This window comes from Streptomyces sp. NBC_00322 (assembly GCF_036147535.1).
Lineage (GTDB): Bacteria > Actinomycetota > Actinomycetes > Streptomycetales > Streptomycetaceae > Streptomyces.
Genome location: NZ_CP108019.1, coordinates 4,106,430 through 4,129,810, shown reverse-complemented (window position 1 = coordinate 4,129,810; position 23,381 = coordinate 4,106,430). Strand labels below are relative to the sequence as shown.

19 protein-coding genes are annotated in these 23,381 nt (G+C 69.6%); 13 read left to right on the top strand and 6 right to left on the bottom strand.

Annotated features, from left to right (window positions below; all coding sequences use genetic code 11):
• Positions 1-16 precede the first annotated feature (16 nt).
• The 3 genes from nhaA to OG905_RS18645 all read right to left on the bottom strand — a co-directional run bounded on the left by nhaA (position 17) and on the right by OG905_RS18645 (position 6,204).
• A complete protein-coding gene (nhaA, locus tag OG905_RS18655) occupies positions 17-1,414 on the bottom strand; it encodes a Na+/H+ antiporter NhaA (RefSeq protein ID WP_328673338.1) in 1,398 nt (465 codons plus the stop codon).
• A 294-nt stretch (positions 1,415-1,708) separates the two neighbouring features.
• On the bottom strand, positions 1,709-3,664 hold the full coding sequence (gene acs, locus OG905_RS18650; protein ID WP_443043955.1) for an acetate--CoA ligase: 1,956 nt from the start codon (positions 3,662-3,664) through the stop codon (positions 1,709-1,711).
• A gap of 200 nt (positions 3,665-3,864) precedes the next feature.
• Entirely contained in the window at positions 3,865-6,204 is a 2,340-nt protein-coding gene (locus tag OG905_RS18645; RefSeq protein ID WP_328673336.1) for a bifunctional SulP family inorganic anion transporter/carbonic anhydrase, read from the bottom strand.
• 286 nt (positions 6,205-6,490) lie between these two features.
• On the opposite strand from OG905_RS18645, the gene OG905_RS18640 reads away from it, so the two are divergent.
• Positions 6,491-7,768: a hypothetical protein gene (locus OG905_RS18640; RefSeq protein WP_328673334.1), complete on the top strand. Its 1,278-nt coding sequence runs from the start codon at positions 6,491-6,493 to the stop codon at positions 7,766-7,768.
• Positions 7,769-7,831: 63 nt separating this feature from the next.
• Here the strand turns inward: OG905_RS18640 and OG905_RS18635 are convergent, their stop codons facing one another.
• Positions 7,832-8,818, bottom strand: a complete 987-nt coding sequence (locus tag OG905_RS18635) for an ATP-binding protein (RefSeq protein ID WP_328673332.1) — start codon at positions 8,816-8,818, stop codon at positions 7,832-7,834.
• A 102-nt stretch (positions 8,819-8,920) separates the two neighbouring features.
• Between OG905_RS18635 and OG905_RS18630 the strand changes: the two genes are divergently transcribed.
• On the top strand, positions 8,921-9,751 hold the full coding sequence (locus OG905_RS18630; protein WP_328673331.1) for an oxidoreductase: 831 nt from the start codon (positions 8,921-8,923) through the stop codon (positions 9,749-9,751).
• A gap of 348 nt (positions 9,752-10,099) precedes the next feature.
• Here OG905_RS18630 and OG905_RS18625 read toward each other — a convergent pair whose 3' ends face one another.
• On the bottom strand, positions 10,100-10,957 hold the full coding sequence (locus tag OG905_RS18625) for an HAD family hydrolase (protein ID WP_328673329.1): 858 nt from the start codon (positions 10,955-10,957) through the stop codon (positions 10,100-10,102).
• A gap of 479 nt (positions 10,958-11,436) precedes the next feature.
• Between OG905_RS18625 and ssd the strand changes: the two genes are divergently transcribed.
• From ssd to OG905_RS18590, 7 genes are all read left to right on the top strand, one after another.
• A complete protein-coding gene (gene ssd / locus OG905_RS18620) occupies positions 11,437-12,537 on the top strand; it encodes a septum site-determining protein Ssd (RefSeq protein WP_443043954.1) in 1,101 nt (366 codons plus the stop codon).
• On the top strand, positions 12,534-13,682 hold the full coding sequence (locus OG905_RS18615) for a TadA family conjugal transfer-associated ATPase (protein ID WP_328673327.1): 1,149 nt from the start codon (positions 12,534-12,536) through the stop codon (positions 13,680-13,682). The genes ssd and OG905_RS18615 overlap by 4 nt, the downstream gene beginning before the upstream one ends.
• Entirely contained in the window at positions 13,682-14,530 is an 849-nt protein-coding gene (locus tag OG905_RS18610; RefSeq protein WP_328673325.1) for a type II secretion system F family protein, read from the top strand. Before OG905_RS18615 ends, OG905_RS18610 begins: the two co-directional genes overlap by 1 nt.
• A complete protein-coding gene (locus tag OG905_RS18605; protein WP_328673323.1) occupies positions 14,527-15,300 on the top strand; it encodes a type II secretion system F family protein in 774 nt (257 codons plus the stop codon). The genes OG905_RS18610 and OG905_RS18605 overlap by 4 nt, the downstream gene beginning before the upstream one ends.
• 89 nt (positions 15,301-15,389) lie before the next feature.
• On the top strand, positions 15,390-15,560 hold the full coding sequence (locus OG905_RS18600) for a DUF4244 domain-containing protein (protein WP_328682435.1): 171 nt from the start codon (positions 15,390-15,392) through the stop codon (positions 15,558-15,560).
• The gene (locus tag OG905_RS18595) at positions 15,547-15,915 is read left to right on the top strand and encodes a TadE family type IV pilus minor pilin (protein WP_328673321.1); all 369 of its coding nucleotides are present in this window, start codon (positions 15,547-15,549) and stop codon (positions 15,913-15,915) included. The genes OG905_RS18600 and OG905_RS18595 overlap by 14 nt, the downstream gene beginning before the upstream one ends.
• A complete protein-coding gene (locus OG905_RS18590) occupies positions 15,912-16,385 on the top strand; it encodes an Rv3654c family TadE-like protein (RefSeq protein ID WP_328673319.1) in 474 nt (157 codons plus the stop codon). The genes OG905_RS18595 and OG905_RS18590 overlap by 4 nt, the downstream gene beginning before the upstream one ends.
• Here OG905_RS18590 and OG905_RS18585 read toward each other — a convergent pair.
• Entirely contained in the window at positions 16,303-18,804 is a 2,502-nt protein-coding gene (locus OG905_RS18585; protein WP_328673318.1) for a DEAD/DEAH box helicase, read from the bottom strand. The genes OG905_RS18590 and OG905_RS18585 overlap by 83 nt on opposite strands.
• 78 nt (positions 18,805-18,882) lie before the next feature.
• On the opposite strand from OG905_RS18585, the gene OG905_RS18580 reads away from it, so the two are divergent.
• The 4 genes from OG905_RS18580 (at position 18,883) to OG905_RS18565 (ending at position 23,342) form a co-directional block, all read left to right on the top strand.
• Entirely contained in the window at positions 18,883-19,236 is a 354-nt protein-coding gene (locus tag OG905_RS18580) for an STAS domain-containing protein (RefSeq protein ID WP_003967428.1), read from the top strand.
• Positions 19,237-19,328: 92 nt separating this feature from the next.
• A complete protein-coding gene (locus tag OG905_RS18575) occupies positions 19,329-19,775 on the top strand; it encodes an ATP-binding protein (protein ID WP_328673072.1) in 447 nt (148 codons plus the stop codon).
• Positions 19,776-20,047: 272 nt separating this feature from the next.
• Positions 20,048-22,453, top strand: a complete 2,406-nt coding sequence (locus OG905_RS18570) for a sodium-translocating pyrophosphatase (RefSeq protein ID WP_328673070.1) — start codon at positions 20,048-20,050, stop codon at positions 22,451-22,453.
• Positions 22,454-22,640: 187 nt separating this feature from the next.
• Entirely contained in the window at positions 22,641-23,342 is a 702-nt protein-coding gene (locus OG905_RS18565) for a small secreted protein (RefSeq protein ID WP_328673068.1), read from the top strand.
• Positions 23,343-23,381 lie beyond the last annotated feature (39 nt).

The following is a 23,381-nucleotide window of genomic DNA, read 5'->3' as shown; positions in this document are numbered from 1 at the left end:
CAGTTCCGATGTCAGATCATGCCGGACTGTCGCCGCCCTCGCGCGACGCCCCCGCCAGTTCGGCCTTGCGACGGTGCTCCGCGGCCTTCTCCTCGTAGATCGCAGCCATCCGAAGGTGGTATTCCGGGTTGTCCTGTTCATAGATGTCCGGGATGCCGTCCTGGTCCTCGTCGCGCTCCTCAGCCTCGACGAGCGCGTTGTACTTCCGTACGCGCAGCTTGAGCAGAATCGCGGCGAACACGGCGGCGATCAGGGAGCCCATCAGGACGGCGGCTTTGACATCCTCGGTGAGCACCGGGCTGCCCGCGAAGGCGAGTTCGGCGATGAGGAGGGAGACGGTGAAGCCGATTCCGGCGAGCGCGGCGACGGCGAAGACGTCCGGCCACGCCAGATCCTCATTGAGTTCGGCCCGGGTGAAGCGGGCGGCGAGCCAGGTGCCGCCGAAGATGCCGAGGGTCTTGCCGACCACCAGGCCGAGGACGACGCCGAGGGGCTCCGGCTTGGTGAAGACGTCGGTGAGCAGGTCGCCGGAGACGACCACTCCTGCGGAGAAGAGCGCGAACAGCGGTACGGCGAGTCCCGCGGAGAGCGGCCGTACGAGGTGCTCTATGCGCTCGCCGGGGGAATGCTCCTCCCCCTCGCGCCTGGTGCAGCGCAGCATCAGGCCCATGGCGACACCGGCGATGGTGGCGTGGATGCCGCTGTTGTACGTCAGCCCCCAGATGACGAGGGCCATCGGGACGTACACGTACCAGCCGCGCACGCCCTTGTGCAGGAGCAGCCAGAAGACGCCGAGGCCGACGACGGCACCGCCCAGCGCCGCGAAGTTCAGCTCGTCGGTGAAGAAGACGGCGATGATCAGGATCGCGAAGAGATCGTCGACGACGGCGAGGGTGAGCAGGAACGCGCGCAGCGCGGACGGCAGCGAGGTGCCGATGACCGCGAGGACGGCGAGCGCGAAGGCGATGTCGGTGGCGGTCGGCACGGCCCAGCCCTCGGTGGACCCGCCGCCGGCAGTGGTGACGACGAGATAGACGAGCGCGGGCATGGCCATCCCGCAGACCGCGGCGATCACGGGCAGCGCGGCGGCCTTGGGTTCGCGCAGCTCACCGGCCACCAGTTCGCGCTTGAGCTCGATCCCGGCGACGAAGAAGAAGATGGCGAGCAGTCCGTCGGCGGCCCAGTGCTCGATCGAGAGATCGAGGCCGAGGGCGGAGGGGCCTATGTGGAAGTCGCGTACGGATTCGTAGCTGTCACCCAGGGGCGTGTTGGCCCAGATGAGTGCGGCGACGGCGGCGACGAGAAGAAGGACACCACCCACGGTCTCGGCCCGCAGCGCGTCCGTGACGAACGTCCGCTCAGGAAGGGAGAGACGTCCGAGAAACTTGCGGGGGGTGGAGGTGGGCGCGGCCACGTCGGGGGACCTCCGGTCGGGTGGGCAGGACAGAGCACATGCCGACCAGACTTCCCGGCGCACCTAGGTTTTCTTGCTACGTTATTGACGCGGTCCTTAGTTTACCTAAGAGCGCGAGGGCGTATCCGGTGAGCCTCACTTTAAGGCGCATAAGGGACACGCGTCGCGCTGTCGCGGGCGGTTGCGTGCGCCCGCGGCGCGGAGTCACCGCGTCCGGGGTCGTCGGGGCCCGCCCCGACACGGACACGAGGGGGGTCCTGCCGCACGCGGCCGGACCCCTCCCCAGGCGCTGAATCAGTCCTCGCTTGCCGCCGTCGGCAGCTTCGTCTGGATCAGATCCATCACCGACGAGTCCGTGAGCGTTGTGACGTCGCCCAGCTGCCGGTTCTCCGCGACATCCCGCAGCAGCCGCCGCATGATCTTGCCCGAGCGGGTCTTGGGCAGCTCCGCCACCGGCAGCACCCGCTTCGGCTTCGCGATCGGCCCGAGCGTCGCGCCCACGTGGTTGCGCAGGTCGTTCACCAGGTTCTCGTCCTCGCTCGCCGTACCACGCAGGATCACGAACGCCACGATCGCCTGACCCGTCGTCTCGTCCGCCGCGCCCACGACTGCCGCCTCGGCGACCTTCGGGTGCGAGACCAGTGCCGATTCCACCTCGGTCGTCGAGATGTTGTGCCCGGACACGAGCATCACGTCGTCGACGCGGCCGAGCAGCCAGATGTCGCCGTCGTCGTCTTTCTTGGCGCCGTCGCCCGCGAAGTACTTGCCCTCGAAGCGCGACCAGTAGGTGTCGATGTAGCGCTGGTCGTCGCCCCAGATGGTGCGGAGCATCGAAGGCCACGGCTCGGTGAGGACGAGATAGCCGCCGCCTCCGTTCGGAACCTCGTGGGCCTCGTCGTCCACGACGGTGGCCGAGATGCCGGGCAGGGCGCGCTGGGCGGAGCCGGGCTTGGTCTCGGTGACGCCGGGCAGGGGGCTGATCATCATGGCGCCGGTCTCGGTCTGCCACCAGGTGTCCACGATCGGGCAGCGGTTGCCGCCGATGTGCTCGCGGTACCACATCCAGGCCTCCGGGTTGATCGGCTCGCCGACCGACCCGAGCACCCGTAGCGAGGACAGGTCGAACTTGGCGGGGATGTCGTCTCCCCACTTCATGAAGGTACGGATCGCGGTCGGCGCCGTGTACAGGATCGTGACGCCGTACTTCTGCACGATCTCCCAGAAGCGGCCCTGGTGCGGAGTGTCGGGGGTGCCCTCGTACATCACCTGGGTCGCGCCGTTGGCGAGCGGCCCGTAGGCGATGTAGGAGTGGCCGGTCACCCAGCCGACGTCGGCCGTGCACCAGTACACGTCCGTCTCCGGCTTGAGGTCGAAGACGGCGTGGTGGGTGTACGCCGCCTGGGTGAGGTAGCCGCCGGAGGTGTGCAGGATGCCCTTCGGCTTCCCGGTGGTGCCGCTGGTGTAGAGAATGAACAGCGGGTGCTCGGCCTCAAAAGCCTCGGGAGTGTGCTCGGTTGACTGGCGCTCGACGAGCTCGTGCCACCATGCGTCGCGGCCCTCGGTCCAGGCGACGTCCTGGCCGGTGCGGCGCACGACGAGGACGTGTTCGACGTTGTCGACGCGGTCGATCGCGTCGTCCACGGCCGGCTTGAGTGCGGCCGGCTTGCCGCGCCGGTATCCGCCGTCGGCCGTGATGACGACCTTGGCGTCGGCGTCCTGGATACGGGTCGCGAGCGCGTCGGCGGAGAAGCCTCCGAAGACCACCGAGTGCGCGGCGCCGATGCGGGCGCAGGCCAGCATCGCCACGACCGTCTCGGGGATCATCGGCATGTAGACGGCGACCCGGTCGCCCTTGCGGACACCGAGCTCGGTCAGGGCGTTCGCGGCGCGCGAGACCTCGTCCTTGAGCTCGGCGTAGGTGATCGCGCGGCTGTCGCCGGGCTCGCCCTCGAAGTGGATGGCGACCCGGTCGCCGTTGCCCGCTTCGACATGGCGGTCCACGCAGTTGTACGCCACGTTCAGCGTGCCGTCCGCGAACCACTTCGCGAAGGGCGGGTTGGTCCAGTCGAGGGTCTCGGTCGGTTCGGTGGCCCAGCTGAGCCGCCTCGCCTGCTCGGCCCAGAAGCCAAACCTGTCAGCCTTGGCCTGCTCGTACGCCTCCGCCGTCACGTTGGCGTGCGCGGCCAGCTCCGCCGGCGGTGCGAACCGCCGCTCTTCCTTGAGCAGGTTGGCCAGGCTTTCGTTACTCACGACATCTCCCTTTCCCAGGGCGTCCTATGTGCCTATGTGTCCCAAGCCATAGCTCATCAGCCAGAGGGCCGGGTGACAAGAGCCTTCCGGAAATTGGTTTAGACCTATTGAGGCTGTGGGTGAAGCTATGGGTGGCCCCTCCTCCCCGGGCGGCGGGAAAGAGGGGCCATACGGTCTCACGGACGCGGCCGACGAGCGGTTCAGGCGCGCAACTCCTGCAGAGCCGAAGGAGCAGGTGCGACCCGGTCGAAGACCTCGTCGATCTCGTGCTCGTCGCTGCTCGCGAGGAGATACGCCTGGGCCTCGCCGACATGGAAGTACATGCCGTGCAGCTCCAGCCTCCCTTCGGCGAGCCGCCTGGCGACCGATTCATGGGCGCGCAGATGCTCCAACTGCTGGACCACATTCGTCAGACACAGCTGCTCGACCGCGTCGGTGGGCATCCGCCCGGAAATCCTCGCCCAGGAACGGTGCCTGCTCCTCATCCGATCAAGGCTCGGCTGCCCGTGCCGCAGCCAGCGCCGCAGCGGGGTCTGGACGCTTGCGGGCGGCCCGTTCAGCAGCGACTGCATCGCGCCGCAGCCCGAGTGGCCGCAGATGGTGATCGAGTCGACCTCCAGCACATCGACGGCGTACTCGATGGCGGCGGCCACCGAATCGTCGCTGCTCTCCGCCCCGGGCAGCGGAACCAGATTTCCCACATTGCGTACGGTGAACAGATCGCCCGGGCCGCTGGCCGTGATCATGCTGGTGACCAGCCGGGAGTCGGCGCAGGTGAGGAAGAGCTGCGAGGGCCGCTGCCCCTCGCGCGCCAGCCGCGCCAGCTCGTCGCGCACCAGCGGGGCCGTATTGCGCTGGAACGAGCTGAGCCCGCTGGCCAGTTGATGCGCGTACGCCTGCCGGGGGCGGTTGTCGGCGCAGTGATGGTTGCGCCAGGGTGTCCAGGGGCGGCAGCAGCCGTGCGTCTCCGAGGCCGGCTCGCTGATCCGCCCCCCGGCCCGGCCGGTGAACTCCACCGTCCCGCCCTGCGCGACGTGCGAGGCCTGCCAGCCGTGCAGCGCCTCGTACGCCGCATGGTCCATGAAGGAACCGTCCAACTCGACCACACAATGGGCTCCTTGGGGCACCTGGCCCAGCGTCCGGCTCAGCCGCGGCACGGCCAGAAACGTCAACTGGCCACGCGCCCGGACCAGGTGGACCCCGTCCCGGTCCTCCGTGGTGATCCGGGTCCGGGTCAGCCGGCGCAGAGCCACCGCGACGGCCACCGCGATCCCGATGGCCACACCTTCCAGCACGCCCGTGAGCACGACCGACGCCAGCGTCGCCGCGTACACGAGGATCTCCCGGTTCCGCCGCACGCTGCGCAGATGCGTGATGCTGACCATCTGTACGCCCACGACCATCACCAGTGCTGCCAGCGCGCCCAGCGGGATCAGATCGAGCACGGGCACCAGCAGCAGTGCGGCGACCGTGATCCACAGACCGTGCAGCATCGTGGCGTTCCGGCTCACCGCGCCTGCGGACACATTGGCGGTGCTGCGGACGGCTACTCCGGTGACGGGCAGCCCGCCGAGCGCACCGGCGACGACATTCGCCGCCCCCTGCCCCGCCAGCTCACGGTCGAGACGCGCGCGCGGAATCCGGCCGCCCGGCTCCTTGCGGGCAGCCACCAGGTTGTCGACGGCGACCGCTGACAGGAGCGACTCCACGCTGGCCACCAGGGTGATGGTGAGGACGGCGGCAAGGATGCCGAGCACCGGCCCTTGGGGCAGCTCGGGCAGGGCATGGCTGCTCCAGGACGGCAGATCGACACGCGGCAGGCTCAGCCCGGCGACCACGGCGAACGTGGTCGCTGCTGCCACCGCGGCGAGTGCGGCCGGGATCTTCCGTGCGACTCGACCCACGTGCCCGGGAATCCGCGCCCACACCACCAGTACGGCAATGGTCAGAACGCTGGCCGACAGCGCGGCCGGGTGAACGTTGGCCAACTGGGCGGGAAGGGCACGGACATTGTCGATCGCGGAGCTCTGCGGTGTGGCGCCGAGGACGATATGGAGTTGTGCGAGGGCGATCGTGACGCCGATGCCGGCCAGCATGCCGTGCACGATCGCCGGGCTGACGGCGAGAGCCGAGCGGGCCACCCGCAGAGCGGCCAGCCCGAGTTGGGCGATTCCGGCGAGGACGGTGATGGCGCAGGTGGTGCGCCAGCCGTACTGCTGGATCAGATCGGCGGTGACGACGGTCAGCCCGGCGGCGGGACCGCTGACCTGAAGCGGCGCCCCGCCGAGCCGGCCGGCGACGATCCCGCCGACGGCAGCGGCCACCAGCCCGGCCTGGAGAGGGGCGCCGGTGGCGAGCGCGATGCCGAGGGAGAGCGGCAGCGCGATCAGAAAGACGGAGATCGAGGCGGACAGATCGGCGCCCGCGATGCGGAAGCGGTGGGACGGGCGGTCCTTGCTCTTTCGGGACTTTCGAGTTGTGCGGGGCTTTCGGCTTTTGCGGGAGGGGTCTTCGGTGCGAGTGGGGGCGCAGGCAGACATGGTTCCCGTCTCCTCCGGGGCAGCGCGGTCGCGGAATGTGGGGACGCGGCCGTGGGTCACGGCGTGCAGCGGCGGGATTCTCAACTCTCGGTAAATGGATCGTAATGCAGAGTAAAGACTGAGGCATTATTTTCGGGGCAAATGGGGCAGCATTTCACCCGTTCTGGTGATTAGTACTTTGAACGCGGCTCGTCGCACCCTTCCCCCACCCACCGCGATGCGAGCTTGACGGCGCCATGGGCAATGCGTCGTACAGGCATATAGGCATAAGAAAGAGGGTGGGCGGATGAAGGTCGCCACGAGGAGGATCGCCGTCGGGGTAGTCGCCACGGCGCTGATCGCAGAACTCGCCGGCTGTTCCGTACTGGACGCGGCTGACGACTCGGCCGCCGCCCAGCAGGGTGCCCCCGCAGCGAGGAAGGGCGCCCCGGCTCCCCAGAGCGCGGTACGTCTCATCGGAGACGGATCCACCGCGTTCACCGGACCCCAGTCCGGTCTTCTCAAGCCGCAACGCCTGAAGCCGGGTCAGCAGCCGCCACAGTTCGTGGTGTTCTCCTGGGACGGGGCCGGCGAGGACAGCCAGAAACTCTTCTCGCACTTCCGCAAGGTCGGCAAGAAGTACGACGCGACCATGACCTACTTCCTGAGCGGCGTCTATCTGCTGCCCGAGGAGAAGGCGACCCTCTACGACCCGCCCCAGCATTCACCCGGCAGCTCAGACATCGGCTTCAACGACACCCAGGGCATCCGTGACACCGTGCGCGAGCTGCGCGGCGCCTGGCAGGACGGCAACGAGGTGGGCACCCACTTCAACGGCCACTTCTGCGGCAATGAGGGGGGCGTCGGCCAGTGGTCCGTCGCCGAGTGGAAGAGCGAGATCAGACAGGCCAAGTCGTTCGTGAAGAACTGGCGCACCAACGCGGGCCTGGAGGACGAGCAGCCGCTGCCCTTCGACTACGACAAGGAGCTCATCGGCGCCCGCACCCCCTGCCTCGAGGGCCGCACGAACTTCGTGCGCGCCGCCGGCGAGCTGGGCTTCCGCTACGACACCAGCGGCATCAACGACCAGATCTGGCCCAAGAAGGACCTCGGCCTGTGGGACCTCTCCCTGCAGATGGTCCCCGTCCCCGGCCGGGCTTTCGAGACCCTGTCCATGGACTACAACTTCATGGTCAACCAGTCCGGGACGGTCAAGGGTGACCCCTCGAAGTACGAGTACTGGGGCAACCAGATGCGCGACGGCCTGGTGAAGGCCTTCGACCGCGCCTACAACGGCAACCGCGCGCCGCTGATCATCGGCAACCACTTCGAATCCTGGAACGGCGGCACGTATATGCGTGCGGTCGAGGAGACGATCGCGAAGGTCTGTGTGAAGCGGGACGTGAAGTGCGTGTCCTTCCGGCAACTGGCCGACTGGCTGGACGTGCAGGATCCCGAGGTCCTGCGGAAGCTGCGCACGCTCCAGGTCGGTCAGGCCCCGAGGAACGGCTGGGCGGCCTTCCTCGCTACCCAGCCGGCGGGCGCACCGGGCTCAACCAAGACCAAGCAGGCTGAGCGGCACTGACGTCGTGCGCCCGCACTTCGTCCTTGGGCCCCCCCCGCGCCGTTCGGCGCCGGGGGCGTCTCGTCAGCTGGGCTGAGGTACGGGGGCAGGCTCGGCCAGCACGAAGGCGGGGTCGACCTGCGCCGCAAGGTCGGCTCCTGTCTTCGCGTTCCCCCAGCTCTCCGCGTTCTTCAGGTGGAAGTGCACCATCTGGCGGGTGTAGCGCTCCCAGTCGCGGTGTTCGTACGAGTCCTCCGCGGCGTTCTGCAAGGCCTGCAGCGACATGCGGTTGTCGGCCTCCAACTGCTCGAAGCGCGGCGGCCGTCCCTTCTCCATCGCCCGTACCCAGCCGGAGTGCCCGACGGTCACCAGCAGGTCCTCACCGACCTCGTCGCGCAGGAAGTCGACGTCGTCCGGGCCCTGCACCTTGTTGCCGACGACCTTCAGGGCGACGCCGAAGTCCTGTGCGTACTCCTTGTACTGGCGGTAGACCGAGACCCCCTTACGGGTCGGCTCGGCCACCAGGAACGTCATGTCGAAGCGGGTGAACATCCCGGAGGCGAAGGAGTCCGACCCCGCGGTCATGTCGACGACCACATACTCCTCGGGACCGTCGACCAGGTGATTGAGGCAGAGCTCGACCGCGCCGACCTTGGAGTGATAGCAGGACACCCCGAGATCCGACTCGGTGAAAGAGCCCGTGGCCATCAGCCTGATGTCCCCGTCGTCGAGGCGCACGCTGACCGCGCAGGCGTCATAGACCGGGTTGTCCTCGCATACGCGCAGCAGCCGCGAGCCCTCCCCCGGGGGTGTGGTCTTGATCATCGTCTCGACAGAGGCGATCCGGGGATTGGAGCCCCGCAGATAGTCCTTGATCAGCGACAGTTGCGCGCCCATCGCGGGCAGCGCGGCGGCCTCTGCCTCATCGAGCCCGAGCGCGGCCCCCAGATGCTGATTGATGTCGGCGTCCACCGCGACGACGGGGGCTTCATTGGCGGCAAGGTGGCGGATGAAAAGCGAGGACAGCGTCGTCTTGCCGCTGCCGCCCTTCCCTACGAAAGCGATCTTCATGTTCACCTAGAGTAGTGGGTCGATCGCATGGTGTGGTCAAGTTGCGTGAAGAAGACCACTCCAAGGTGGGGCGTGGGTCGGGGGCGCGTAGCCTCGCTACCTATGAGTACGAATGCCTCGTCGGTCGACCCCCTAGCCACCCTCGGCTCCCTGCCGGGCGTCGCCGACTCCGTGGACTCCGTACGCAAAGGTGTCGACCGGGTCTACGGTCACCGGGTGATGCGCCGGCGCAGCACCGAGGTCACGTCGGAGGCGGCGCTGCGCGGAGCTCGGGCTTCTGCCGCGCTGTCCGGTGCGGACTGGGCGCTGGAAGAGGTCCGCAGGCGGACCGACTTCGGCGTCGAGCCCGAGGCGCGCACGGTGGGTGCGGCCCTGCGGCTGACCGCCGAGGCGGGTCAACTCCTGTCCATCTGGCGGCAGTCGCCGTTGCGTGTGCTCGCCCGGCTGCATCTGGTCGCGGCGAGTGGCGCCGGTGACGACGCCACGGTGGGCAGGCCGCGCCTCGCGAGCGAGGAAGTCGACGAGCCGCTGATCGAGGCCCCGCTTCCGGATGCGGACGAGGTGACCGGCCGACTCGACGGACTGGCCGAACTGATCATCGCGGGCAGCTCCGCCCCGGCTCTGGTGACCGCTTCCGTGGTCCACGGCGAGCTGCTGGCTCTGCGCCCGTTCGGTACGTACAACGGTCTCGTCGCGCGGGCCGCCGAGCGCATCGTGCTGATCGGCAGCGGGCTCGACCCGAAGGCGATCTGTCCCGCCGAGGTCGGTCACGCCGAGCAGGGCCGGGCGGCGTACGTCGCCGCATTCGAGGGGTATCTGTCGGGCACGCCGGACGGGATGGCCGCGTGGATCGCGCACTGCGGGCGTGCGGTGGTACTCGGGGTCAGGGAGTCGACCGCCGTGTGTGAGGCATTGCAGCGCGGCGCTGCCTGAACTGAGGCCGGACAAGTTCCTGCAAGAGCCCCCGAACAGGGTTGCGGCGGTACCGGAATTGGTACCGCCGCTGGCATGTCCGCCAAGTTACCAAGCGTCCTCGATATATTGCCCATCAGGTCGGGAACTTCTGCCCGTCACCTGGTGCGGCTGGCCCGTAATCGACGGGTCGACGTCGCGTGGGTGCTCAGTTTTCATGCTTCGGTCCGTGGGCCTTCATGCGTTAAAGGTGATCCTTTCGGATGTCCTTGGTCTCGCGGGCCGTTGATTCATTTGTACTCCAGCGGGAGGGGAAGCGGAACCCCTGGCTGCACATCTTTACTTTTAGGTTCAAACAGGGACGCATATCTACACAGCGGCGGCAGTGGCAATCTGAGCTGCGGCATTGCGTCGCCGGCTGGCGTACCAGACGAGCCCGGCGGTCGCGGCCGCCGCCCCCACCGCAGCCGCCGCGACCAGGGCCGGACGCGGCGGCATCGAGAGGGCAGGCAGCCGCTGTTTGAGGCGGACCGGACGGTTGAAGACGAGAATCGGCCAGCCGCGCGCGGTCGCCTCCCGGCGCAACGCCCGGTCCGGGTTCACTGCATAGGGATGGCCGACGGAGGAAAGCATGGGGATGTCCGTCGCCGAGTCACTGTAGGCGTAACAGCGCGCCAGGTCGTACCCCTCCGAGGCGGCGAGCTCTTTGATCGCTTCGGCTTTGGTCGGCCCGTATGCGTAGTACTCCACCTCCCCGGTGAAGCAGCCGTCGTCGCCGACCACCATGCGGGTGGCCACCACCCGGTCGGCGCCGAGCAGCTCGCCGATCGGCTCGACGACCTCAGCGCCGGAAGTGGAGACGATGACGACGTCGCGGCCCGCGGTGTGGTGCTCCTCGATGAGGGACGCGGCCTCGTCGTAGATGATCGGGTCGATCAGGTCATGGAGGGTCTCGGCGACGATCTCCTTGACCTGCTGGACGTTCCAGCCTTTGCAGAGCGCCGAGAGGTACTGGCGCATCCGCTCCATCTGGTCGTGGTCGGCGCCGCCGGCGAGAAAGACAAACTGGGCATAGGCGGTACGCAGTACGGCGCGGCGGTTGATCAGCCCGCCTTGGTAGAAGGACTTGCTGAAGGTCAACGTCGAAGACTTCGCAATGACCGTCTTGTCCAGGTCGAAGAAGGCGGCTGTGCGCGGCAAGGAGTGGTTTTCCACGAGCCTGAGCATAGGTGCCCGCCATTCGGCGTACGCTCGGGCGCGTGGGTTTGCCTGAGAAGGCTCTCGGGTACACCATGGAAGTCACGGATCGTTCGCGACCGTGCTAACCCGGTCCGGCTCCTCCCCCCCCGAGTCGGCCGGAGAGACGACCCCCGCTCTCCCCCCCGGCGGGGGTCGTCGCATGTCCGGACGCCTTTTCGTCCCGCTGCTGTGATCCATTGTGATCGTTCTCCCCTCGTGCGAGCTGTGCCGTCGACGGCCTTCCATCACCCTGCACGGTCACTGTGCGTAGTGGAAGTGCTGCTCCCGGGAGTCACCGGTATGAGCGAGCGGGATATTCACAAGTGGCTAGTTGTCCACAGCTTTTCAGCAAGATCCACACGATTTCCCGGTGCGCTGCACGGTGATTCCAGCCGCGCAGTTCGCGGACCGCAGGAATCGCAGATCTCGGCACGAAGCGAGATCGAAGTAATCAGGGGGTGGAGTACGTGGCTGGATCCATCACGTCCACACGGCCGCCGGCCGTCGAAGGGCGGCGGGACGGGCCGCTGATCGTCACCGAGGACATGGAACTGCTCGACGATCTGCTGCGGTTGTGTGCCGCGGCGGGAGCCGAGCCGGACGTCCATCACTCGGTGCCGGAGCGGAGGGGAAGTTGGGAGGGGGCGCCGCTGGTCCTCGTCGGCGACGACGCGGCCGCTCGCTGTCGTGGCGCGGCGCGCAGACGCGGTGTGCTTCTGGTCGGACGCGATCAGGATGACCCGGACGTCTGGCGGCGGGCGGTGGAGATCGGGGCCGACTGCGTGCTGCGGCTGCCCGACGCCGAGAGCTGGCTCGTCGACCGGATCGCCGATGTGGTCGAGGGGGTCGGACGGCAGGCGCTCACCGTGGGGGTGATCGGTGGCCGGGGCGGGGCCGGGGCATCGACGCTGGCCTGCGCGCTGGCGGTGACCGCGGCGAGGACCGGGCAGCGCACCATGCTCGTCGACGGCGACCCGCTCGGCGGTGGGATCGACGTGCTGCTGGGCGGAGAGCGGGCCGAAGGCAGGCGCTGGCCGGATTTCGCGGCATCCAAGGGACGGGTCGCCGGCGGGGCGCTGGAGGAGTCACTGCCCGAGCTGCATGCGCTGCGGGTGCTCAGCTGGGACCGCGGCGACTCGGTGGTCATTCCGCCGGAGGCGATGCGGTCGGTGCTGGCCGCGGCACGCAGGCGCGGCGGGGTGGTGGTCGTGGATCTGCCGCGCCGGGTGGACGAGGGCGTGGCGGAGGCCCTGGCCCAGCTGGATCTCGGACTGCTGGTGGTGCCGGGCGAGTTGCGGGCCGTGGCGGCTGCGAATCGCGTGGCGTCGACGGTGGGCATGGTGCTCCAGGACCTGCGCGTGGTGGTGCGCGGCCCGTTCGCAGCGGGTTTGGACGAGCAGTGGGTCGCGGACGCCCTGGGGCTGCCGCTGGCCGGTGAACTGCCTGCGGAGGCCGGCCTGTTGGCCGCGCAGGACTCGGGCGCTCCACCGGGCGGCGCGCGCGGGCCGCTGGCCAGGTTCTGCGTCGCCTTCTGGGATCGCGCGCTGACGGGTGGCGGGGTCTCATGAGCACCGGACTGCTGGACGCCGTGCGGCAGCGGCTCGCGGAGAGCGGCGCCGAACCCACACCGGCACGGGTGGCGGCCGCGCTGCGGGCCCAGGGACGGCTGCTGGGGGACGCCGAAGTGCTCGGCGGCACCGAGGAGTTGCGGTGCGAACTGGTCGGGACGGGGCCCCTGGAGCCACTGCTGGCCGATCCTTCCGTGACGGATGTCCTTGTGTCCGCGCCCGACCGGGTGTGGGTGGACCGGGGCCGTGGACTTGAGCTCACGGGAGTGACCTTCGCCGACACGGCGTCGGTGCGCAGGCTGGCGCAGCGGCTCGCGGCGGTGGCGGAGAGGCGCCTCGACGACGCCCGGCCCTGGGTGGATGCCCGGCTGCCGGACGGGACCCGCATGCATGCCGTGATCCCGCCGGTGGCGGTCGGCTCGACGTGTCTGTCGCTGCGGGTCGTCAGACCCCGGGCGTTCTCCGTGGGAGAGCTCGTCGCGGCAGGGACGGTACCGCCCGGCGGGGACCGGGTGTTGAGGGCCCTGATCGATGCCCGGCTCTCTTTCCTGATCAGCGGCGGGACCGGATCGGGCAAGACGACCTTGCTGTCGAGCCTGCTCGGCCTCGTGGGGGAGCGCGAGCGGATCGTGCTGGCCGAGGACTCGGCGGAGCTCAGACCCGAACACCCGCATGTGGTCCGGCTGGAGTCGCGTACGGCGAACCAGGTGGGCGCCGGCCTGGTGACGCTGCGGGACCTGGTGCGCCAGGCGCTGCGGATGCGGCCGGACCGGCTGGTCGTCGGGGAGGTGCGCGGCGCGGAGGTCACGGAACTGCTGGCCGCGCTCAACACCGGGCACGAAGGCGGCTGCGGGACCGTCCACGCCAACGCTGCGGCGGATGTACCGGCCCGCCTTGAGGCGCTCGGGACGGCGGCGGGGCTCGACCGGGCGGCGCTGCACAGCCAGTTGGCGGCCGCTCTCGCGGTGGTGATCCATCTCGTGCGGGACAGGGGCGGGCAGCGGCGGGTCGCCGAGGTGCATGTCCTGGACCGGGATGCGGCGGGGCTGGTGGTGACCGTGCCCGCACTGCGATGGGGTGCGGAGGCCTTCGCGTACGGGCGGGGCTGGGAGCGGCTGCGGTCGCTGATCGGAGGTGCGTTGTGATGGCCGGCGAGCAGGTGTACGCGGCAGCGGTGTGTGCGGGGGCGGCTGCGTGGCTGACGGTCGGGCGGGAACAGGGGCTCAGGCGGGCGCGGTTGCTGCTGGCGGGCGGCGGCGCCGTGAAGGCCTCCCGGTGGTGGGCGTGGAAGGGGGTGCTGCCGCGGGTCGGGCTGCGGCGGGAGTGGCTGTGCCTGCCGGTTGCCCTTGTCCTCGCGGTGCTGGGTGGGTCGGTGCTGCCGCTGATCGCGGGGGCGGTGGCGGTGCCGTTGGTGAGGCGGCGGCTGCGGGCCCGGGAGCTGAGGCGCGAGCAGGAACGACGGGCCGAGGGGGTGGTCACCCTGTGCGGCGCGGTGGCCGGCGAACTGCGCGCGGGGCTCCAGCCGGGGCAGGCGCTGTTGTTCGCCGCGAGATCCACTGGGGTGCTGGGCGATGCGGAAGCCGGGGTACTCGCGGCCGCGCGCTTCGGGGGCGACGTTCCCCAGGCGCTGCGGGAGGCGGCGCGGGAGCCGGGTGCGGATGGGCTTGCGGGTGTCGCTGCCTGCTGGCGGGTGGCCGTGGACAGCGGTGCGGGTCTGGCCGCCGGGCTCGACCGGCTGGAGGCGGCCTTACGGGCTGAGCGGGACCAACAAGCCGATCTGAAAACCCAGTTGGCGGGTGCGTGGTCCACCATCGGGCTGCTTGCCCTGCTTCCGCTGGCGGGTCTCGGGATGGGCTGGGCGCTGGGCGCCGACCCTCTGCGGGTTCTGCTGCACACCCCGGCGGGCCTGATGTGCCTGATGGTCGGCGGCTTGCTGGAGACAGCGGGTCTCTGCTGGGCAGGGCGGATCGTGCGTCAAGGAGGCGAGCCGTGACCGGGGACGCCGTCCACAGGCTGGGGGTATTGGTGTGCGTGGTGGCCGCGGCGACCTTCCTGGCCTTCACGATCGCAGTAGGGCGGCGTCGGCGCGCCGTGCGCAGGCGGATCCAGGCGCTGTTGAGGGTGGAGCGCGAGCGGCAGCGACGGCGGCCGGAGTACGGGGCCTGGGTGAGGCGTTGGGCGGCGCCGTTGGGTGCGGTGATGACCGGCTGTGTCCTCGTCGGCGGGGTGACCGGCTGCGTCGTCGGGCTCGGCGGGGCCTATGGGGTTTCACGCTGGCAGCGAAGCCGTAAGCCCGCGGCGGCGGGAGCCGAGGAACAGCAGGCGAGCCGCCAACTGCCACTTGCCGCCGACCTCCTGGCGGCCTGCATCTCGGCCGGGGCGGGGCCCCGCGAGGCGGCGGAGGCGGTCGGGGAGTCGCTGGGCGGACCGGTCGGCGAGCGGCTGGCGCGGGCGGCGGCGGAGTTGCGGCTCGGAGGTGAGCCGGCGCGGGCGTGGGGGTGGTTCGGGCGGATACCGGGAGCGGAGGCGCTGGGCCGCTGCCTGGAGCGAGCCGACTCGACCGGGGCTCCGGCCGCGGAACCGGTGTCCCGGCTTGCCGAGCGCTTCAGGGCGGACCGGGCGCGGGCGGTCGCCGAACGAGGCCGCAAGGCGCAGGTCCTGATCACGGCCCCGGTTGGGCTGTGCTTCCTGCCCGCCTTCCTCGCGGTGGGCGTGGCCCCGGTCGTGATCGGCCTGGCGGACGGACTGCTGAACGGCAACTGAGCACGCGCAGGTGTGCAACTGAACAAGAACTCTTGGGGGTTGACATGTGGAATCCGGTACGGGGATGGCTCCACGGGCTGTCGCGCAGGATGGGCAAGGACACGAGGCGCAAGGACGCGGGCATGACCACGTCCGAGTACGCCATGGGGACGATCGCGGCGTGCGCCTTCGCCGCTGTTCTGTACAAGGTCGTCACGAGCGGGGCCGTCTCGGGGGCGCTCCAGTCGGTGATCGGGAAGGCGCTCGATGCGCAGTTCTGAGGTAGCCGACAGGGGGTCCGTGACGGCGGAGGCGGCCGTCGCGCTGCCCGCCCTGGTCGTCTTCGCCATGGCCCTGGTCTGGGCGCTGATGGCCGTGTCCGCGCAGATCCAGTGCGTGGACGCGGCCCGGGCCGGGGCGCGTGCCGCCGCCAGGTCCGAGCCGCGGGCGGCCACGCTGGCCGCCGCCCGCTCGGCGGCTCCCAGTGGCGCCAGAGTCACGCTGGGGCGGACGGGTGACCTGTGGCGCGTCCGGGTCGAGGCGACGGCCCCGGGCCCGGGTGCCCTGGCTTTGACGCTCAGCGCGGAGGCGGCTGCGTTCGCGGAGGACGCCGCGGGCCAGGAGGTCGCCTCATGAACCGGAACCGGAACCGGCACCTGAACTGGAACTGGCACCTCGACCGGTACCAGGACCAGCATCGGCACCGACGCCGAGGCCAGGACCGGGACCAGGACCGGGGTTCCGCGACCGTGTGGGTGGCCATGGCGACCACCGTGCTGTGTGCCGTCTTCGCCGTCGTCCTCGCCATGGGGCAGGCCGTGGTCGCCCGCCATCGCGCAGGCTCCGCAGCCGACTTGGCGGCGCTGGCGGCTGCCGATCAGGCTCTGCGGGGCACGGCAACCGCCTGCGCGAAGGCGGCCGAGGTGGCCCGGGCGCAGGGTGCCGCGGTGGTGCGCTGTGCGGTGCGGGGTGAGATCGCCGACGTGATGGCGCAGGCCAGCTTCGGGCCGTACGCCCCGGAGGTCAGGTCGCGGGCGGGGCCACCGGGGCCACCGGCGCCACCGGGGCCTCCTGCGCCGCCGGGGCGTCCCGCAGCAGTTCCGTGAGGAGGCGGACCGCGCCGCGCTTGTGCAGCGGGTCGTTGCCGTTGCCGCACTTCGGGGACTGGATGCAGGACGGGCAGCCCGCCTCGCACTCGCAGGACGCGATCGCCTCACGCGTGGCGGTCAGCCACTCACGGGCGGTGTGGAAGGCCCGCTCGGCGAAGCCCGCGCCACCCGGATGGCCGTCGTACACGAAGACAGTCGGCAGCAGGGTGTCCGGGTGGAGCGGCACCGAGACGCCACCGATGTCCCACCGGTCGCAGGTGGCGAAGAGCGGCAGCATCCCGATGGAGGCGTGCTCGGCGGCGTGCAGCGCCCCGCCCAGCAGCTCCGGATTGACCCGGGCGGCGTCCAGCTGGTCCTCGGTGACCGTCCACCACACGGCCCGGGTGCGCAGGGTGCGCGGCGGAAGATCGAGTTTGGTCTCGCCGAGCACCTCACCGGTGATGAGTTTGCGGCGCAGGAAGGAGACGACCTGGTTGGTGACCTCGACGGAGCCGTAGCAGAGGCGTCCGTCGCCCCACGGGATCTCGGTGTCGGTTTCGAGTACGGAGATGGAGGTGGTGTCGCGGGCGGTGGTGGAGTACGGCGGGTTGGCCTCCTCGACGAGGGCGGCCGAGTCCTCCAGGTCCAGGTGCTTCACCAGGTACGTACGGCCCTGGTGGAGATGGACAGCCCCGTCGTGTACCGAGGTGTGGGCGGCCGATTCGTCGACCGTGCCCAGCAGCCGGCCGGTGGCGGCCTCCACGATCTGGACAGGGCGGCCGCCCTCGCCACGGATGTCGGTGAGGTCGGCGGCCCGCTCCCGGCGGGTCCAGTGCCAGCCGGAGGCCCGGCGCCGGAGCAGCTTGGCGGCCTCCAGCTGGGGCATGAGCTCGGCGGTCGCGGGGCCGAAGAGCTCAAGGTCGGCGTCCGTGAGCGGAAGCTCGGCAGCGGCAGCGCACAGATGGGGGGCGAGGACGTACGGATTGTCGGGGTCGAGGACCGTGGACTCCACCGGCTGCTGGAACAGCGCCTCGGGATGGTGGACGAGGTAGGTGTCCAGCGGATCGTCTCGGGCGACGAGCACAGCCAGGGCGCCCTGGCCCGAGCGGCCCGCGCGGCCGGCCTGCTGCCAGAGCGAGGCCCGTGTCCCGGGGTACCCGGCGATGATCACGGCATCGAGGCCCGAGACGTCGACGCCGAGCTCGAGGGCGGTGGTGGCGGCGAGGCCGAGGAGCTCGCCGGAGTGCAGGGCCCGCTCCAGGGCACGGCGCTCCTCGGGCAGGTAGCCGCCCCGGTAGGCGGCGACACGCGGGGGCAGCGAGCGGTCCACCTCGGCGAGGCGTTCCTTTGCGATGACGGAGATCAGCTCGGCGCCGCGCCGGGAGCGTACGAAGGCGACGGAGCGGACGCCCTGGACGGTCAGGTCGGTGAGCAGGTCCGCGGTCTCGGCGGTGGCAGTGCGGCGCACCGGGGCGCCCTTCTCGCCGTGCAGCTCGGTGAGCGGGGGCTCCCAGAGGGCGAAGACGAGCTCACCGCGCGGCGAGGCGTCGTCGGCCACCTCTTGGACGGGCAGGCCGGTGAGGCGGCCGGCGGCCAGAGAAGGTTCCGCGGCGGTGGCGGAGGCGAGGAGGAAGACCGGGTTCGCACCGTAGCGGGCGCATACACGGCGAAGGCGGCGCAGCACCTGGGCGACATGGGAGCCGAAAACGCCCCGGTAGGTGTGGCACTCGTCGATGACGACATAGCGCAGGGAGCGCAGGAAGGAGGACCAGCGGGGGTGTGAGGGAAGTATTCCGCGATGCAGCATGTCCGGGTTGGTCAGGACGTACGTGGCGTACTGCCGGACCCACTCGCGTTCCTCGACCGGCGTGTCGCCGTCGTAGACGGCGGGACGCACCCGGTTGCCCAGCGGCGCGGCGAGCTCCTTCACGGCGCGGCACTGGTCGGCGGCCAGAGCTTTGGTCGGGGCCAGGTAGAGGGCCGTGGCACCGCGTCCATTGGGGGCGTCGGCGCCGTCGAGGAGTGTGGTGAGCACGGGCGCCAGGTAGGCCAGGGACTTGCCCGAGGCGGTGCCGGTGGCGATCACCACGGATTCGCCGTCCAGGGCGTACTCGGCGGCGGCGGCCTGGTGGGCCCACGGATGGTCGATCCCCGCCTGCTGAATGGCGTTGATCACTTCCGGGCGGATGCGGTCGGGCCAGACTGCATGGCGGCCCGGCCTAGGGGGCAAGTGCTCCGTATGAGTGATGCGCGCGGCACGGCTCGCCCCTGCGGCGAGCCGGTCGAGGACCGTAGCGGGGGAGGGGCGGTTGTCCCCGCTCTCGGCGGGTCGTCTGGGACGGTGATTCTTGGCCATCGGGACCGAGTGTGTCACCGGCGTGACGGACAATGGTCCCAAGGCGTCGTGCATGGCTGCTGGTAAGTGATTGAATGCCATCGCGGCTGGCGACCGTCTCCGGCTCCGCCGGGGAGACCTCAGGGGGCGGCCGCTCGATAGCAAGGTGCTGGAGGATCCGTGGACCTGTCCCTGTCGACTCGCAATGTGTCCGGCCCTGGTGGCGACCGTACGGTCGTCGAGGTCGGTGGCGAGATTGATGTGTATACCGCGCCCAAGCTGCGCGAGCAGTTGGTCGAGTTGGTGAACGACGGCAGCTACCACCTGGTTGTCGACATGGAGGGCGTGGACTTCCTCGACTCCACCGGCCTCGGCGTGCTCGTGGGTGGCCTGAAGCGCGTTCGCGCGCATGAGGGTTCGCTGCGCCTGGTCTGCAACCAGGAACGCATTCTCAAGATCTTCCGGATCACGGGTCTGACCAAGGTGTTCCCCATCCACACCACGGTCGACGAAGCTGTCGCGGCCACCGACTGACGGTCGGCCGCAGACTTCCGGAAGAAGTGAGGGGCACCGGGCATCCAGCCCGGGCCCCTGAGATGCACGCCCGTACGTCCGAGGGGGATTGCATGGCCACCGTTGAACTCCGCTTCAGCGCCCAGCCTGAGCATGTCAGGACCGCCCGTCTGGTGGCCGCTGCCGTGGCTCGCCGGGCAGGGGTCGACGAGGCCGTGCTGGACGAGGTCCGTCTCGCGGTCGGCGAGGCGTGCAGCCGTGCGGTCGGGCTGCACCGCAGCCATGGCATCACAGCCCCTGTCCGGGTCGTGCTGACCGAGGAGGAGAAGGCTTTCTCCATCGAGGTCGGGGACGAGGTCCCGAGCGCGGGCGCCGAGGGGTCCTCCGGGGCCCCGGGAGCCCGTGACGCCACGGACGAGGACCTGGACTCCGAGGGCGAGGACGAGATGGGTCTCGCCGTCATCAGCGGTCTCGTCGACGACGTGGAGGTCACGTCCACCGATGAGGGGGGCGTGATCCGGATGAGTTGGCCGACGACGCCCGTCACCATCGTGCCCTGATCGCGGATGATCGACGACGGTGCCGAACTGTCGGCGCTTTGATCGTTTTCTTTGGATGAGGCCCTGCTGAGCAGGGCCTCTTTCCATTTCTCTAGATCATTTATCGCGCGTCAATGCCTTTGTCCCATTACCTCTTTCGGGGGGTGTTTCGGAACCCGATCATTTGCTGAGGAGCATGTGAAGGTCAATTCCAATTGCCGCGCCCTGTTTTGATCAGGTTCCGCTACCTACAATCCGTCCACATCTTGAGCTCTGAGCGTCAAGGAGGACGAATGGCGGGGCTCTTCAACCCAGAACTGACCGACCACCCCACTTCTCTCGCAGCCGCGGTACTCACCGACAGCAACCGGCTGATCGTTATCGTCATCGCCGCGGTCGCGGTGGCGGCACTGATCGTCGCCCAGGTGCTGACGCGCCAGGTGCTGGCCGCCGGCGAGGGCACCGATTCCATGAAGAAGATCGCGGCAGCCGTGCAGGAGGGCGCGAATGCCTATCTGGCCCGGCAGTTGCGCACCCTCGGCGTCTTCGCCGTCGTGGTGTTCTTCCTGCTGATGCTTCTTCCGGCCGACGACTGGTCACAGCGTGGCGGACGCTCGGTGTTTTTCCTGGTGGGTGCGCTCTTCTCGGCGGCCACCGGATACATCGGCATGCGCCTGGCCGTACGAGCAAATGTGCGCGTGGCAGCGGCCGCGCGTGAAGCGACACCGGCGGAGGGCGAGCCGGAAAAGGATCTGACGGCCGTCTCGCACAAGGCCATGAAGATCGCTTTCCGGACGGGAGGCGTGGTCGGCATGTTCACGGTGGGCCTCGGCCTGCTCGGTGCCTCCTGCGTCGTTCTCGTCTACGCGGCCGACGCGCCCAAGGTGCTCGAGGGCTTCGGCCTCGGCGCCGCGTTGATCGCCATGTTCATGCGTGTCGGCGGCGGCATCTTCACCAAGGCCGCCGACGTCGGCGCCGACCTGGTCGGCAAGGTCGAGCAGGGCATCCCGGAGGACGACCCGCGCAACGCCGCCACCATCGCCGACAACGTGGGCGACAACGTCGGTGACTGTGCCGGTATGGCGGCCGACCTCTTCGAGTCGTACGCGGTCACGCTCGTCGCGGCGCTCATCCTCGGCAAGGCGGCATTCGGCGACGCCGGACTCGCCTTTCCGCTGATCGTCCCGGCGATCGGCGTGGTCACCGCGATGATCGGTATCTTCGCGGTCGCCCCGCGGCGCGCCGACCGCAGCGGGATGACTGCCATCAACCGCGGATTCTTCATCTCCGCGCTGATCTCGCTCGGCATGGTGGCCGCGGCGGTGTTCATCTATCTGCCGTCCACGTACGCCGAGTTGGACGGGGTCACCGAGGCTGCGATCAAGTCGCATCCCGGAGACCCGCGGATTCTGGCCCTCGTCGCCGTGGCCATCGGCATCGTGCTCGCGGCCCTGATCCAGCAGCTGACCGGGTACTTCACCGAGACCACCCGGCGTCCCGTCAGGGACATCGGCAAGTCCTCGCTGACGGGACCCGCGACCGTCGTGCTGGCGGGTATCTCCATCGGTCTGGAATCCGCCGTCTACACCGCGCTGTTGATCGGTCTCGGTGTGTACGGGGCGTTCCTGCTCGGCGGTACGTCGATCATGCTCGCCCTGTTCGCGGTGGCTCTGGCCGGTACCGGTCTGCTCACCACGGTCGGCGTCATCGTGGCCATGGACACCTTCGGACCCGTCTCCGACAACGCCCAGGGCATCGCCGAGATGTCCGGCGACGTCACGGGCGCGGGCGCCCAGGTGCTCACCGACCTCGACGCCGTCGGCAACACCACCAAGGCCATCACCAAGGGAATCGCCATCGCCACGGCCGTCCTGGCCGCGTCCGCGCTCTTCGGTTCGTATCGCGATGCCATCGCGACCGCGGCCAGGGACGTCGGCGAGACGGTCGGCGAGGGCGCTCCGGTGAACCTCGTGATGGACATCTCGCAGCCCAACAATCTGGTGGGCCTGATCCTCGGCGCCGCGGTCGTCTTCCTCTTCTCGGGTCTCGCGATCAGCGCGGTGTCCCGTTCGGCGGGCGCGGTCGTCTACGAGGTACGGCGGCAGTTCCGCGAGCATCCCGGGATCATGGACTACACCGAGCAGCCGGAGTACGGGCGCGTCGTCGACATCTGCACCAAGGACGCGCTGCGCGAGCTGGCCACACCGGGTCTTCTCGCCGTACTGACCCCGATCGCCGTCGGCTTCTCGCTCGGCGTGGGGGCCCTCGGCTCCTTCCTGGCGGGCGCGATCGGCACCGGCACGCTGATGGCCGTCTTCCTCGCCAACTCCGGTGGCGCGTGGGACAACGCCAAGAAACTCGTCGAGGACGGACACCATGGCGGCAAGGGCAGCGACGCCCACGCGGCCACCGTCATCGGTGACACCGTCGGCGACCCGTTCAAGGACACCGCGGGACCGGCGATCAACCCGCTGCTGAAGGTGATGAACCTGGTGGCGCTGCTGATTGCGCCCGCGGTGATCCAGTTCAGTTACGGGGACGACTCCAGCGCCGGAATCAGGGCGCTGGTGGCGGTGCTCGCCATCCTCGTCATCACCGGCGCGGTGTACATCTCCAAGCGGCGCGGCATCGCCGTCGGTGACGAAGACAACCATGCGGAGCGGAGCGCGAAGTCACCTGATCCTGCGGTGGTTTCGTAACACCTGCTCAAGAGGCGGGCGGGCGGCGCGTATTGACGTGCCGCCCGCCCGTTTGCGCGCCGCCGTGAGCCTTGTCTCTCTTGGTGCAAATGGCTTCAATAGATAACAGAACGGACATACGGCACGCGGTTGTCGCCCACGCGGCGTGTATGTTCCGGGGCCGAGAGCCTTGGAAGGGACCAATCCGGTGAACAAGAAGCTTGCGGCCGCACTGTCCGGCGGCGCGGTACTGGTACTGGCGCTGTCGGGCTGCACCGACGACGACGGCGACAACAAGGTGAACGACTGGGCCAAGACGTTCTGCGACCAGGCGCAGCCGCAGATCAAGAAGAGGGCCAACGCCGAGCAGGCCATCATTTCGACCGCGGCGGACGGCAAGCCCGCCGACATCCAGGCCGCCGACTCGAAGGCCTTCCAGGACCTCGCCGATGTGAATAATTCACTCGCCACCGCGGTCAAGGGAGGCGGAACGCCGCCCATCGACGGCGGAGCGAAGGTCCAGCAGGACGCGGTCGCCGAACTCCAGGCGACGGCCAAGGCCTACCTCGCTCTGAAGAAGCAGGTCGACGGGCTCGACGCCAAGGACCAGCAGAAGTTCGCGGACGGGCTGCAGGGCGTCGCCGACGGTCTGGCCAAGATCGAGAAGATGAAGCAGGACGCGGTGAAGAAGCTGCAGTCCGGTGACCTGGGCAAGGCGATGGCCAAGGAGCCCGGCTGCCAGACGGTGAAGGGCTCGAGTCCCCCTGCGGGCGGTTCCGGCTCGGACTCTCCCTCCGCCCCGGCGTCCCCGTCCGGACCGGCTTCGTCGAAGGCATCGGCGAAGGCCGCGCCGAAGCCGTCGGTGACGGTCTCGGCAGGAAAGTCGAGCGAGCAGTCGAGCGAGCTGTAGGAGGCGGCGGGCAAGAAGGGGGCCCGGCCGTGCGGCGTT